At 68.8% G+C, this 12,680-nt stretch carries 10 protein-coding genes and 2 pseudogenes; 5 read left to right on the top strand and 7 right to left on the bottom strand.

What is annotated here, in order from left to right:
- Nucleotides 1-18: 18 nt before the first annotated feature.
- From rhaS to OG758_RS12605, 3 genes are all read left to right on the top strand, one after another.
- Complete coding sequence (gene rhaS / locus OG758_RS12615) at nucleotides 19-1,107, top strand: rhamnose ABC transporter substrate-binding protein (protein ID WP_326710076.1); 1,089 nt, start codon at nucleotides 19-21, stop codon at nucleotides 1,105-1,107.
- A 79-nt stretch (nucleotides 1,108-1,186) separates the two neighbouring features.
- Nucleotides 1,187-1,507: an L-rhamnose mutarotase gene (locus OG758_RS12610; RefSeq protein ID WP_326710075.1), complete on the top strand. Its 321-nt coding sequence runs from the start codon at nucleotides 1,187-1,189 to the stop codon at nucleotides 1,505-1,507.
- 62 nt (nucleotides 1,508-1,569) lie between these two features.
- On the top strand, nucleotides 1,570-2,589 hold the full coding sequence (locus OG758_RS12605; protein ID WP_326710074.1) for a LacI family DNA-binding transcriptional regulator: 1,020 nt from the start codon (nucleotides 1,570-1,572) through the stop codon (nucleotides 2,587-2,589).
- Between the two features lie 38 nt (nucleotides 2,590-2,627).
- On the opposite strand, the pseudogene OG758_RS12600 reads toward OG758_RS12605, so the two are convergent.
- Nucleotides 2,628-2,708, bottom strand: a pseudogene (locus OG758_RS12600) (TetR/AcrR family transcriptional regulator); the annotation flags it as partial.
- A gap of 382 nt (nucleotides 2,709-3,090) precedes the next feature.
- Between OG758_RS12600 and OG758_RS12595 the strand changes: the two are divergent.
- Entirely contained in the window at nucleotides 3,091-4,746 is a 1,656-nt protein-coding gene (locus tag OG758_RS12595; protein WP_326710073.1) for an IS1182 family transposase, read from the top strand.
- 457 nt (nucleotides 4,747-5,203) lie between these two features.
- Here the strand turns inward: OG758_RS12595 and OG758_RS12590 are convergent, their stop codons facing one another.
- The 3 genes from OG758_RS12590 to OG758_RS12580 all read right to left on the bottom strand — a co-directional run bounded on the left by OG758_RS12590 (nucleotide 5,204) and on the right by OG758_RS12580 (nucleotide 10,225).
- On the bottom strand, nucleotides 5,204-5,506 hold the full coding sequence (locus OG758_RS12590; protein WP_326710072.1) for an FAD-dependent oxidoreductase: 303 nt from the start codon (nucleotides 5,504-5,506) through the stop codon (nucleotides 5,204-5,206).
- Between the two features lie 440 nt (nucleotides 5,507-5,946).
- Nucleotides 5,947-8,700: a family 78 glycoside hydrolase catalytic domain gene (locus tag OG758_RS12585; protein ID WP_326710071.1), complete on the bottom strand. Its 2,754-nt coding sequence runs from the start codon at nucleotides 8,698-8,700 to the stop codon at nucleotides 5,947-5,949.
- A gap of 118 nt (nucleotides 8,701-8,818) precedes the next feature.
- Nucleotides 8,819-10,225: an MFS transporter gene (locus tag OG758_RS12580; RefSeq protein WP_326710070.1), complete on the bottom strand. Its 1,407-nt coding sequence runs from the start codon at nucleotides 10,223-10,225 to the stop codon at nucleotides 8,819-8,821.
- Nucleotides 10,226-10,462: 237 nt separating this feature from the next.
- Between OG758_RS12580 and OG758_RS12575 the strand changes: the two genes are divergently transcribed.
- A complete protein-coding gene (locus tag OG758_RS12575) occupies nucleotides 10,463-11,215 on the top strand; it encodes a TetR/AcrR family transcriptional regulator (protein WP_326710069.1) in 753 nt (250 codons plus the stop codon).
- Between the two features lie 68 nt (nucleotides 11,216-11,283).
- Here OG758_RS12575 and OG758_RS49025 read toward each other — a convergent pair.
- The 3 genes and pseudogenes from OG758_RS49025 to OG758_RS12560 all read right to left on the bottom strand — a co-directional run.
- Nucleotides 11,284-11,541: pseudogene (locus OG758_RS49025) on the bottom strand (transposase family protein); the annotation flags it as partial.
- 170 nt (nucleotides 11,542-11,711) lie between these two features.
- Nucleotides 11,712-11,894: a hypothetical protein gene (locus OG758_RS12565; protein ID WP_326710067.1), complete on the bottom strand. Its 183-nt coding sequence runs from the start codon at nucleotides 11,892-11,894 to the stop codon at nucleotides 11,712-11,714.
- A 264-nt stretch (nucleotides 11,895-12,158) separates the two neighbouring features.
- Nucleotides 12,159-12,614, bottom strand: coding sequence for a MarR family winged helix-turn-helix transcriptional regulator (locus OG758_RS12560; protein ID WP_227298506.1), 456 nt, complete (start codon nucleotides 12,612-12,614; stop codon nucleotides 12,159-12,161).
- Between the last annotated feature and the right edge of the window lie 66 nt (nucleotides 12,615-12,680).

Raw genomic sequence — 12,680 nt, 5'->3', positions numbered from 1 at the left:
ACGCAAAGGCAGAAGCCCATGTCTCTCACCACCACCGCCAGAACCCGTCGGCTCACCGCGGCCCTCGCCGTCACCACCGCCCTCGTCCTCGGTGCCACCGCCTGCGGTGGCACGACCAAGGACGACGCGAACAAGGAGGCCGGCTCCGCGGCGGCGGGCAAGGCCGACGCCAATGCCGCGACCAAGAAGGGCCTGAGCATCGCGTTCCTGCCCAAGCAGGTCAACAACCCGTACTTCACTACCTCGGACAACGGCGGCAAGAAGGCGGTCGAGGAGCTCGGCTCGACCTACAAGGAGGTCGGCACCAGCAGCGGCACCGACACCTCCGGCCAGGTCTCCTACGTCAACACGCTCACCCAGCAGCAGGTCGACGGCATCGCCGTGTCGGCGCAGGACCCGGGCGCGCTGTGCACCGCGCTGAAGCAGGCCATGAAGAACGGCGTCAGCGTCGTCACGTACGACTCCGACACCAAGGCGGACTGCCGCAACGTGTTCGTCTCGCAGGCCAGCGCCGAGGACCTCGGCCGCACCCAGGTGCAGCAGATGGCCAAGCAGATCGGCAACAAGGGCGAGATCGCGATCCTCTCGGCGGCCCAGACGGCCACCAACCAGAATACGTGGATCGACTACATGAAGGACGAGCTGAAGAAGCCCGAGTACAAGGACATCAAGCTCGTCACGACCGCCTACGGTGACGACGACGCCCAGAAGTCCTTCCAGCAGACCCAGGGCCTCCTCCAGGAGCACCCGAAGCTGAAGGGGATCATCTCCCCGACCACGGTGGGCATCAAGGCCGCCGCCCAGTACCTGTCCGGCTCCAAGTACAAGGGCAAGGTCAAGCTGACCGGCCTCGGCACCCCCAACGACATGCGCGCCTATGTCAAGAACGGCACCGTGGACGCGTTCGAGCTGTGGGACCCGGCCAAGCTGGGCGCCCTGGCCGCGCACACCGCCGTCGCCCTCGAGTCCGGCCAGATCAGCGGCAAGGAGGGGCAGACCTTCAAGGCCGGTGACATGGGCGAGTTCACCATCGGCAAGGACGGTGTCGTCTCCCTCGGCAAGCCGACCGTCTTCGACAAGTCGAACATCGACAACTTCAAGTTCTGACCCGACGTAAGGGAGAAGGGGCCGCCGTTCACGTCATGGACGGTGGCCCCGGCTCCGTCATTGGACAAGGGAGATGAGGATGCAGCGGGTTTGCTTCCTGCTCAAGGTCAAGGCCGACCGGATCGACGAGTACCGAGTCCGCCACCAGGGTGTATGGCAGGAGATGCGAGAGGCGCTGACCGCCACGGGCTGGCACAACTACTCACTCTTCCTGCGCGAGGACGGTCTGCTCGTCGGCTACCTGGAGACCGAGGACTTCGACGCGGCCCGAGCCGCGATGGACGCCACCGACGTCAACGCCCGCTGGCAGGCAGAAATGGGCGACTTCTTCGAGGCACTGGACGGACAGGCTCCCGACGCCGCGATGCGACCCCTCACCGAGGTCTTCCACCTTGCCTGAGCGGCGGACAGGCACCGACTTACTAGAATGAATGCTGCTCAGAGCACGTACGAGGGGAACCCATGACGGTTGGCATCAAGGACGTGGCGCAGGCGGCGGGCGTCTCCGTCGGCACGGTCTCCAACGTCCTCAACCAGCCCGACCGGGTCTCCGCGGGCACCCGCCGTCAGGTGCAGGAGGTCATCACTCGTCTCGGCTACGTCCGCAGCGAGTCCGCCCGGCAACTGCGCGCCGGCCGCAGCCGCATCATCTCGCTGCTCGTCTTCGACATGGGCAACCCGTTCTTCGTCGACATCGCACGGGGCGCCGAACGCGCCGCGCGTGACGCCGGACTCGGCGTCATGGTGTGCAACAGCGGCCAGGACCCGGCCGAGGAGGCCGACTACCTCGCCCACTTCGCCGAGCAGCGGGTACGCGGGGCTCTTGTCGCCCCGGCCGACCCAAGCGGTGGGACGCTGCGTGACTTCCGCCGGCACGGCATCCCGTACGTCGTCGTGGACCGCGTCGCCGGAGACGAGGAGGGCTGCTCGGTCTCCGTCGACGACGAGGCGGGCGGCGCGCTCGCCCTGCGCCACCTCGTTGCACAGGGCCATCGCCGCATCGCGTTCGTCAGCGGCCCGCCGCATCTCAAGCAGGTCCAGGACCGGCGCACCGGAGCTCTGGTCGCGCTCGCCGAGGCCGGTCTCCCTCTCGACGCACTGCGCGAACTGCCCACCGAACGCATGGACGTGGCCGCGGGCCGCGACGCCGGCGCCCGCCTCCTGGGCCTTGCCGACCGCCCCACCGCCGTCTTCTGCGCCAACGACCTGCTCGCCCTCGGCGTTCTGCAGGCCCTGTACACCGCGGGCGTCCGGGTTCCCGAGGACATCGCGCTCGTCGGATACGACGACATCGAGTTCGCAGCGGCCGCGACCGTCCCGCTCACCTCCGTACGCCAACCCGCCTACACTCTCGGCACTATCGCCGCGGAGCTGCTACTGGAGGAAACAGGAGCGGCAGCGACGGATCACCGACACCAACACGTATTGCTGCAACCGGAGTTGGTGGTGCGCAGGTCGAGCATGGGCGGGCATGATGGCTAAAGCCTGTTGCAGAAGGCTGCGTTGGGGCAGGTCAGTGCCTCGGCGTAGCCATCCCGCCAGAACTGGATCATCGCGGCGTCGAGTGCCGTGTCGATGTCGAACTGCTTCCTGCCTGTCATGCCGCACCTACTTGCTGCTCTGCCCCATGTGTTGCTGGCCACCCCGTCTTGGATCAAACAGTAGATCTGGGTGTTGCCGTCCGGGTGCAGTGACTTGAGGGCCGTGCTGCGCAGGTGGTTGACCAGGTCGACGGTCTTGGCGTCCTGAGGGCTGCTGATCGACTTGAATGCGACGAGCGCGATGTCCTGCTGATGGCGAGCTCGGTGGCTGCTCGTGTTGACGTTGGGGACGGCGGTCAGAGTGTCGGTGACTGTGTTGAGCGGATTCTTGCGAAGGAACCCCGGGCGTTCACGACTCCGTTGGGAAATGCGTAAACCGGCTTCGCTGGCTTGCTGAGGTCGGCATGATCGTTGTGTTCGCCGGAGCGAGGGGTGTGGCTGGGTGTCGCTGGAGTCTCGGGACGATGGTGGGGTGCCGGAGCTGACCGCTCGGGTGGTGCGGGCGTCGTTCCCGAAGGGGACGTTGGCAGTCCGGGTGCGTGAGGCGCTCGGTCCGTTGTTCTCGGACGGATCCTTCGCTGAGGCGTTCTCGGCCCGGGGGCGTCCGGCCGTGTCGCCGGGGGCGCTCGCGCTGGTCTCGGCGCTGCAGTACGCCGAGGGACTCACCGATCGGCAGGCGGCTGACCAGGTGCGGGCTCGCATCGACTGGAAGTTTCTCCTCGGCTTGGAGCTGGACGATCCGGGGTTCGACTTCTCCGTCCTGAGCGACTTCCGTGTCCGGCTGATCGGGCACGGGCTGGAGGAGCATGTCCTGGACCTGGTTTTGGCCAGGTGCTCCGAACTCGGACTGCTGCGTGCAGGGGGTCGGCAGCGCACCGACTCCACCCACGTCCTGGCAGCCGTGCGGACGCTGAACCGGATGGAGTTTGTCGGTGAGACCTTGCGCGCGGCGCTGGAGGCACTGGCCGCAGCCGCCCCGGCATGGCTGTCCGAGCTGGTCAACGCCGACTGGGCCAAACGCTACGGCGCCCGGATCGACTCCTACCGCTTCCCCAAGGGCGACAACGTCCGCCAGGAGTGGGCCGAGCAGGTCGGCCGGGACGGCTTCACCATCCTGGAGGCCGTTTACGCACCCCGGGCCCCCGCGTGGTTACGGGAAGTCCCCGCCGTCCAGGTCCTGCGCCGGGCCTGGGTGGAGCAGTACCACCGCGACGGCGAGGGGGTGCGCTGGCGGGAGGGCAAAGATCTCCCGCCAGGCAGACGCAGGCTCTGTTCGCCCTACGACCCCGACGCCCGCTACGCGACCAAGCGCGGCTCGGGCTGGTGCGGCTACAAGACCCACCTCAGCGAGACCTGCGAACCTCACGTCCCGCACCTGATCACTCATGTCCTCACCACGGACGCCACCGTCGCCGACACCGAGGTCACCGCAGTCGTCCACCAGGGCCTGGCCACACGGGAACTGCTGCCTGAAGAGCACGACGTCGATGCCGGCTACGTCACCGCCGCACACATCGTGGCCGCGCGCGAGGCACATGGGATCGAACTGCTGGGGCCGGTCGGGCTGGATACATGCCACGAGAACTACGAAGGTGAGCACTTCACGCAGGGCGCGTTCACGATCGACTGGGAAGCCAAGAAGGCCGTCTGTCCCCAGGGCAAAATCAGTGCCAGCTGGTCCGACCAGCGCAAGAGCAGCGGCACCCCCGTCTCACGGGTGCACTTCACCGCCCAGGACTGCGCGGCCTGCCCGGTGCAGGACATGTGCACCAAAGCGGCGAACGGCAAGTGGGGCCGAAGCCTGACCCTGTTGCCCCAAGACCAGCAGGCAGCACTGGAAGACCGGCGCCGCGAACAGCTCACCGACCAGTGGCAGCAGCGCTACAACATTCGCGCTGGAGTGGAGGGCACCATCTCCCAGGCAATCCGACGCACCCGCATCCGCCGGACCCGCTACACGGGCCTGCCCAAGACCCGCCTCGGACACATCTTCGCCGCCACCGCCATCAACATCATCAGACTCGACGCATGGCTCAGCGAAACACCCCTCGGCGCAACCCGCACCTCACACCTCACCCGACTCCAACTCGCCGCCTGACGACGAGATCGCACCCGCCGGTTTACGCATTTCCCAACGGAGTCGTTCACGCCCGGGAGGAATCGCGTCCACGTGGTGCGACGCGGAGCGTCGCCGTGTTGTGCCACAGGTCATGACGGCTGCGGAGCGGCTGGGGTCGGTCAGTTCGGCATCGGTGTGCGTGGCCGTGTAGTGCTTCTCGAACCGCGACAGGTCCGCGGGCGTGGGGACCTGGGGCGCGAAGTGGCTCAGTCCCGGCCCCGAAGCAGGCGCAGGAGAGGCACCCTGGCGCTCCCGCAACTGGGCGAGCACGCGCCCGGGGCACACCCACTGATGCGCGGTCCGCATCGTGGTCGAGCACTTGAAGGCCGATGGGGCTCGTGTAGTAGTCCAGGCTGCGTTCAAGGTCTGCGACGGTCAACCGACGGCGCCGACCGCTAGTTGAGCGTCTATCCGGCCGGCTCGGAGGGTGTCACGGTCACTCTCCCTTTCCGGAAGCGGGGATGCGTGCGAACGGTTTGGCGACCTTCGCCGCGACCCCCATGGCTTTGAAGAACAGAATCAGCTTCCGCGGCGGGCCCTTGACGAACATCATGTCCAGGCCCCGCTGCGATGCAGCGGCCGACTTGGCCCCGCGCGCGAACATCATCTTCTCGTAGCGGGACAGGGCCGTCTCCACGTCGATCTCGCGGGCGAGGTCGGCACCGTCGATGAGCGCCAGATTGGCGCCCTCGCCCGCGAACGGCGACATCAGGTGCGCGGCATCCCCGACGAGCGTCACGCCGGGCGCCCGCTCTCAGGCCGGACCTGTCGGCAGGGCGTGGATCGGCCGGGGCCAGAACGCGTCGTCGCACACTCGCGGGCCCAGTCGGGATACTCCCGCAGCAGCCCGGCACCGCGAGGCGGATGCCGGATCAGCCCAGTCGATACAGCTGGTGTCAGGCCAGTCCTCGGCCCCGCGCAGGCCGCACCCGAGCGTGATGGTGTCGCCGCCGTGCCCGCCGATGTACTCAGGAAGGCCGCTTCCACAAGGCCGCTAGGCGACTCGGCCACACTCCTGCCGCAACCGTCGCCGGCTGAGAACGATGACGCCCCGGCTCCGGCTGAGACGGTGCCGGGGCGCCTGCTGACCTGCTTGATCTCAAACAAACGCTCCAACAAACGCGTGCCGACGGGGCGGCGCGATTGCATCGGCAGCCCGCGTAGTTCAGGCGGTCAGGCCTAAACGGCGGCGGACGATCCGGCGCCGGCGGGACAGCTCAGCACGTGGCTGCCGGGTCCCGCGTCGACGCGGGCGCCGTCGGGCATCCGGATCTGCGCGGAAGTTCCCGGAGGAATGGCGGCGCTCAGGGTGAACACACCGTCCTCGATGCGCCATGCCGAGCGGATGCGCCCGTATGGGCAGTCGTGTTCAGCGCGGGCGGATGTCAGTCCGCCTCCGGGGACGGGCTCGATGACGAAGCGCCGGTAGGCCGCGGCGGTGGGGTCGGCGCCGTCCGCGAGCCGGATCCCGGCAGTTCGCGTGTGTAGGAAGGAGACGACCGCGCCCTTGCTGTAGTGGTTGTAGGACATCTTGGGGCGGCCGGCGTCGTCGACGCCGTCCCAGTCCTCCCACATCGTGGTGGCTCCGCGCTCGAGCATGGCCAACCAGGAGGGAGAGGTGTCCTGGAGCAGCAGGGCGTAGGCGAGCTCCCCGTGGCCGTGGTCCGCGAGGACGGCCAGCAGGTCCGGGGTGGCCAGGAAGCCGGTCGCCAGATGGGTGCCAGCGGATCGAACGCTGCTCGCCAGTTGGTCGGCCACTTTTTCGCGCAGGCTGTCGGGAACGAGGCCGAAGGCGAGAGCGCGGACCAAGGTCGCCTGGGTGCCAGGGCTGATGATGCCGTCGGCAGCGACGTACTCGGCCTGCCACGCGGCGCGGGCGCCCTGGGCGAGGCGCTGGTATCGCTCATGGTCGTCGTTGCGGCCCAGGAGCCGGGCGGTGGCGGCGAGCAGCTGCGCGGAGCGGTGAAGGTACGCGGTGGCGACGTCACCGCGGTCCCGGGCGGGGTCCAGGTCGATGGCGACGCCGGGTTCGAGCCACTCGCCGAAGTGGAACCCTGTGTCCCACAGGAATTCCTCGTGCGGAGCCGGTTCGGGGCGCCGGGCGGCCCTGTCGGGGTGGCGGCGGGCGGATGCCTGCCCTGCCGCATAGTCGACCCAGGCGGTCATGGACGGGTACTGCTCGCGCAGGAGGTCCAGGTCGCCGTATGCCCGCCAGGTCTCCCAGGGGACGATCACGGCGGCGTCGCCCCAGCCTGCCGAGCCGGTCATGGGGCCCTCGGGTGAGGCTCGCCGGGAGGCTTCGTCGGCGGGATCGGGGACGAAGTTGGGAACTCGGCCGTCCGACCACTGGTCCGTGGCCAGGTCGCGCAGCCACTTGGCGGAGAATCCGGCGACGTCGTAGAGGAAGGCTGCGGTGGGGGCGAACAGCTGCCAGTCGCCGGTCCAGGCGGCGCGTTCACGCTGGGGGCAGTCCGTGGGCACGTCGCAGGCGTTGCCCCGGAAGCTCCACACCGCGGCCTCGTGCAGCCGGTTGATCCGCTGGTCGCTGCAGTCGAACCAGCCAGTGCGCTCCAGGTCGGTGTGTACGACGACGCCGGTGACGTCGCCGAGAGCGAGCTCGCGCGGATGGCCTTCCACCTGCACGTACCGGAATCCGTGGGTGGTGTGCCGGGGCTCGAACACCTCGCCCGGGCGCCCCGAGGAGACCACCTTGTCCACCTGTCCGGCCGGGAGCAGCCGGCCGGTCGTCCAGTCGAAGGCGCGGATGTTCTCGGTGGTGACGGCACCCTCGGCGTCGAGGGCTTCGCCGTGGGTGAGTATCAGCCGGGTCCCGGTGGGGCCGAGGTCGTTCAGACGCGCCCAGCCGCTGATGTTCTGGCCGAGGTCGATGATCTGCCGGCCGTCCGGCAGGGCGGTGACCGAGGTGGGCTGCAGTTGGGCGACGCGGCGCATGGGAGGCGCTGGGCTGGCGGTGAGCCGGCTGAAGTCCTCGTACAGGCCGCCCTCGCCGACCGCGACGCCGTCCCAACCGGGGCCGGCCCGACCGGCATCGTCCGCGGCGGACCAGCCCGGGTCGAGGAGGCGCAGGTCGACCTCCTGACCGTCCATCAGGTCGGCTGCCAGGACGGGGCCCCGGCAGCTCCGCCAGTTCGGCCCGGTGCCGATCACAGCGGTCGAGCCGTCAGAGTGCTCGACGATGAGCTGGGCGAGCAGCGCTGTGCGCTCCCCGAAGCCGTCGGCCGCTCTGCTGAAGCCGTGGCGGCCGCGGAACCAGCCGTCGGACAGCACCGCGCCTACGGCGTTGGCGCCCTCCTGCAGCAGTTCGGTCACGTCGTAGGTCTGCACTTGGAGCCGGGAACGGTACGCGGTGAAGCCAGGTGTCAGCTCCTGATCGCCGACCCGTCGCCCGTTGAGGAACAGCTCGTAGACGCCGTGGGCAGTGGCGTAGACCCGTGCGCGGGTCACCGGGCCGCGCACGGTGAAGTCGTGCCGCAGAAGGTGTGCGGGGCGCCTCCCGGCCGGCGCCGGGGGCTGCGCCTCGGCAGGTTCGATCCAGACCGCCTGCCAGTCGTCGCGGGCTGTCAAGCCGGTCTCCCACCAGGAGGGTTCGGACCACCCGCTCTCGCCGAGGTCGGTCCAGACCTTCACCTGCCAAGGGATCCGCTCCCGTGCCGTGGGCTGCGGGCCCTGGTAGGGAATCAGCAGGCTGCCGGATGCCTCGACGCGCCCTGAGTCCCACGCTCCGGCCCGGATCCGGTGCGCGAGCTGGTGTGTCGCGCCTGCGGGCAGCAGCCATGACAGGCGCGGGCGCGGTACGTCGATGCCCAGCGGCCGGTCCAGGTGTTCCACCCGCAGCCGGGTCGGCCGACCGCGGGAGTCACCGGAGGCAGGGGGCGTCCTGAGGCCGAGGTTCAGCTCGGGGGTGCTGGTCATGACCGTCCTTGGATCTGCGGTGCGGATGTCGCCGTCTCTTCGGCGGCGGGTGCCACGGGCGCGGCTGTGGGGGTGCCAGCTGCGCAGGTCGCGCAGCCGGCACCCCCACAGCCCGGGTTCAGGCTGCGGCGTGAGAGGTCTCGAGGGGGAGGGCGGACAGGCCCGTCGCCGAGTCCTTCAACCGCGGGATGAGTGCGGAGACGCCCAGCGCCACGACGGCGAATCCCGCGCCGGCCCAGAAGGCGAGGCTGTAGCCGGAGCCCTGGTAGAAGGCGGTGCCCTTCAAGGTGACGCTGTGGGCGTCCAGCGCCGCGTACATAACGGCGGTGAAGACGGCGCCGCCCACGTTGGTGAACATGGTGAGCATTCCGCTGCCCAGGCCCTGCTCGTCCACAGTCACCACCGAGACAACCAGGACAGGCGCGGTCGCGACGACCAGGCCGCTGCCCAGGCTGGCGACGCACATGGTCCAGGTGAGCTCGAAGGCGTTGCCGTGGAAGAAGCCCGCCAGCAGGAAGCCGACGGCGGTGACCGCCAGACCCGCCCGCCAGACGGCGCGGGCATCGGCTCGGCGCAGCACACGGCTGGTGGCGATGCCGGCGGCGAACAGCACGACGTTCCAGGAGACGCCGATGACGGCGTTGTGCGTGGTCGTCCAGCCGAAGCCTGCCGAGACGCCGGGGATGTTCGGGTAGAGCGCGAGCAGGATCGCGATGACCGGGGCGCTGTACACCACGGCCTGGGCGATGGAGCCGGAGGCGACGGCTGCGGCCACCGGGCGCCGGCTGAGCACCTTCAGGTCGATGATGGGGTGGGAGCTGGTCCGCTCGATGAAGACGAAGGCGACGATAGCGGCCAGGCCCGCGCCGATGAACACCCAGGTGCGGCCGCTGGCCCAGCCCCAGGTCGGCCCCTCGGCGAGGGCGTACACGATCGAGGCAAGGGCGCCGCCGAGCACGATGCCGCCGATCCAGTCGAAGCCGGCGGCGACGGAGTGACGCGGGGTCTCGGGCACTACGAAGAGGACCAGTAGGAAGGCGACGGCCGTCGCGGCGACGATGAACCACAGAGCGCCCTCGTAGCCCCAGGAGTCGATCAGCCAGCCGCCCAGGAAGGGCGAGGCCAAGGAGACGAGGCCGAGGCTGCTTCCCAGGATGGCGCTCGCCGACTTGACCAGGTGGCGGGGGAAGATGTCGCGGACTGTGGGGAAGCTGAGGGCTGCGAGCGGTCCGTAGAAGGAGGCGATCCCCCGGCCTACCAGCAGCATCGGGAAGCTGGTCGCCGTCGTCGCGATCACTTCTCCGATGACGCCCAGTCCGATCATGGCGAGCATCACGCGCTTCTTGCCGTGCATATCCCCGAGCTTGATCACAAAGGGGGCCAGCATGGTCGTCCCGAGCGTGATGATCAGGGTGAACCAGACCACCTGGGTGGTGTGGAAGTGCTCGGCCACGCTCGCGGTGGCGTTGGCGCCGAGGATGCCGACGGCGACGAGCAACTGGGTTGGCCAGATGAGCGCGATCAAGATGGCGATCAGTCGGGGACTGTATCCGCCTGCGCTGGAAGGGGGTGCTGCGTTGGGCGAGAGGCTTGCTGACGTCGGCGTCATGAAGCCGGTCCTTTCGCGAGGTTCGGACTGCGGGCAGGCGTGGACCGGTTGCCCGTTACGGAGTGGCCATGGGGGCGCAACCTGGCTGAAACCCGTCGTTGCGTGGGCTTGATGATGACACCGAATACTTAGTGTTCACTAGGTGTTGCAGAAGTGGTGCACGTCACACGACTGAACACATGCAAGCGATCGCCCGAAGCCGAGCGGCGCTTCCTTGATCCACCCCACCGGGGGCTTGCGCCGTGCGCCCGCTACGGTTGGGGCATGGTGACACCTCGAGGGCCGCGCGGCGGCTACGCGACAGGGCAGATGAGGCGCGCGCAGATCCTCGACGCCGCCCTGAACCGCTTCGGGCGCGATGGGTACCGCAGGACCTCGCTGGCGCGGGTCGCCAAAGACGCCGGGATCACCGACGCCGGGCTTCTGCACCACTTCCGCGACAAGCAGCAGCTGCTTCTGGCCGTCGTGGAGCGCTGGTTCCAGCGTCAGGACGAGCGCTGGACGCAAGTCTCAGCCTCCGCCAGCGCCAGGGAGGTCTTCCGCAGCTACCTTCAGGCCATCGAGGACAACCTGCGCGAGCCAGGGATGATCGAGCTCGAGGTCGTGCTGGCTGCCGAGGCGCTCAGCCCGGACCATCCTGCGCACACCCTCTTCTCTGGATGGCAGGAAAGCGGCGTCCATCGGCTGGCCGCGAACCTGCGCGCCGGTTCCGAGTCCGGCGAACTCAAGCCGGGCGCGGACCATGTGGCCTTGGCTCGCGAGTGCTTCGCGGTCGACGCGGGCATCCGGCTTCAGTGGCTGGCGAGCGGGAGGGCGTTCGACCTCGTCAGCGTTGTGCGCGTGCACCTGGACCGGCTCCTGCGCGACATCTCTACCGATGGCGAAGGGCTGCTCGCGGTTCCCTGAGGCTCGATGGAAAGTTTTCATCCTGAAGTTGCAGGTCACGGGGCTCGCGTGAGCTGGTGAGGGTGTGCTCACGCCGGCGGCCGTGGTGATCGTCTCGCGGAGATCATCCGCGACGCCTGGTCAGCGCCGATCTTCGCGTTGGTCAGTACGAGCACGGCCCGCAGCAGTGTGGTCGCGTGTCGGGCATTCATGCGGATCCTGGTGAGGATCTGCCAGTTCTTCAAATCTGCGAAGCCGTGCTTGTTCGGCGCGCGTTTGCGGCTCACCCGTCGGTTCGCGTCTTGCTGAGCGGCGGTGACCGGGTGGCCTCGGGTGGCTGCGGCCGGTGAAGATGACTGGGGCGTCGGTGTCGTCGTCCAGGCCGGTGAAGCCGAGGTCTGGCCCTGAGGCCGACCTTCCGTGGTTGGGCGCTGATCCTATTTGTGGCGGGCGGCGGTGATCTAGCTGGAGCGTCCCGGCTTCGCCGCCGAACCCCCCAGGTTGCAGCGCTTGTCGGTCAGGGCGAGGGACAGCGGTGGTGCTTGCCCGGGTCGTTCGGCCGGCTTTCGTTCCCGATGTGTCTGCGCGTGCGCACGAGGGTGCTGTCGAGCAGCATGACGGCGCCACCCTTCCCGGCGATTTCCTTCAGGGCGCGGTCCAGGCGCGGAGAGCGGGCCGACAGCAGCTCGATGACTTTCAACAGCCACCCAGGCAGGTCGCGTCATCGACACGCAGGGAATGGTCAGCCCCGAGGTCGCTTGGCTGGGGCCGACGGCTTTGCCGTCAGGGGTGAACGGCTCGGCAGGAAAGCGAAGAAGCGCTGTTCGCGCCGACCTCGCTCCGCTCCATCGTCCGGTGCGGGCCGCGTGGAAGACGGGTGAGGCAGTGGCCGTTCTCTGCGAAGGGGCCTGCGGCTTCGAGGTCCTGCGGTGCTGCAGGACCTCGCACACATGCAGGAGCGGGGTCAGGACAGTTGACGCCAGGCGTGGGTGAGTGCGTTGCGTAGTTGGGCGGTTTCCGTCGGGGTGAGGCCGTCCGTCATTCGCCGCTCCAGTTCGCGTACAGGTTCTTCGTGGTCCGCAAGGAGTTGGCGGCCGAGCTCGGTCAAGCCGATGAGGAGTTCCCGCCGGTTGGTGGGATTGGCGCGGCGGACGACGTACCCGCAGGCTTCCAGGGTGCGGACCATGTCCGCCATGGACTGGGCGGTGACGAATGAGCTGCGCGCGAGCTGGGCGGCCGTCAGTCCGTCGTGCCGATGGAGCACGGTCAGTGCCGTGTACTGCAGCGCGGTCACGCCCGACGGCTTGAGCGCTTCGTCCAGCCGGGCCCGGACGACAAGTTCGGTGCGTTTGACCAGGTAGAGGAGAGAAGGAAGGTCCTTCTCCCCTTGGCGGGCCGTCGGTGTGACTGCTTTCGGCACGGCGTCCTCCCGGTGTTGCTGCTTTGAGGGATGCGCGTGGCATGCCCCGTGTAGAAGAGTCACCCT

Origin of the sequence: Streptomyces sp. NBC_01474, from assembly GCF_035918215.1 — a bacterium.
Lineage (GTDB): Bacteria > Actinomycetota > Actinomycetes > Streptomycetales > Streptomycetaceae > Streptomyces > Streptomyces aureus.
The sequence above is the reverse complement of the archived record's forward strand: the minus strand, read 5'-3'. Positions and strand labels throughout refer to the sequence as shown.

Coding starts and splice junctions, on each gene's coding strand:
- OG758_RS12610 (WP_326710075.1), top strand. CDS start 1,187: ATGCAGCGGGTTTGCTTCCTGCTCAAGGTCAAGGCCGACCGGATCGAC.
- OG758_RS12585 (WP_326710071.1), bottom strand. CDS start 8,700: ATGACCAGCACCCCCGAGCTGAACCTCGGCCTCAGGACGCCCCCTGCC.
- OG758_RS12605 (WP_326710074.1), top strand. CDS start 1,570: ATGACGGTTGGCATCAAGGACGTGGCGCAGGCGGCGGGCGTCTCCGTC.
- rhaS (WP_326710076.1), top strand. CDS start 19: ATGTCTCTCACCACCACCGCCAGAACCCGTCGGCTCACCGCGGCCCTC.